This is a genomic window from Sphingomonas sp. P3_C6, from assembly GCF_056402595.1.
The window spans coordinates 1-537 of sequence record NZ_JBFUHB010000074.1 but is presented as its reverse complement, the minus strand read 5'-3'; the positions used below and the strand labels follow the sequence as shown (position 1 = coordinate 537).

At 58.7% G+C, this 537-nt stretch carries 1 protein-coding gene and 1 tRNA gene; both read left to right on the top strand.

Going from position 1 to position 537, the window contains the following annotated elements; genetic code table 11:
- The first annotated feature begins 84 nt into the window (after positions 1–84).
- A tRNA-Met gene (locus AC1DT7_RS24255) sits at positions 85–161 on the top strand.
- A gap of 194 nt (positions 162–355) precedes the next feature.
- The coding region (locus AC1DT7_RS24250; RefSeq protein WP_478035884.1) for a transposase at positions 356–537 on the top strand (182 nt) is incomplete at its 3' end.

The following is a 537-nucleotide window of genomic DNA, read 5'->3' as shown; positions in this document are numbered from 1 at the left end:
CGGTGAAACAACACGAAAAACGGAACTTCACAGGAACCCATTCACATGTCCTTCCCTCCCCTCTCAAGGGGAGGAGAACCTTGGCGCGGGGTGGAGCAGCCCGGTAGCTCGTCAGGCTCATAACCTGAAGGTCACAGGTTCAAATCCTGTCCCCGCAACCAACGTCAAATCCCGCAGGCAATAGCCTCGCGGGCTTTTTTATGCGCAAAACACACCAAACAGCCCGCTTAGCTCTCGCTTCGCGGGCCATTACGCGTTCTGAGCCGTTTTGCGCTGTGGCGGCACAACGTGACGTGCTCCCCTGAAATGTGACCGCGGATAAGTAGAGTCCGACACGCGAAGGGAGTCGGACGGGATGAAGCGGAGCAGGTTCAGCGAAGAGCAGATCATCGGGATATTGAAGGAGCAGGAAGCGGGGATGGCGACGGCGGATGTATGCCGGCGCCACGGGATCAGCCCAGCGACGTTTTACAACTGGAAATCGAAGTTCGGCGGGCTGGAGGTGTCGGAGACCAAGCGGCTACGCACGCTCGAGGA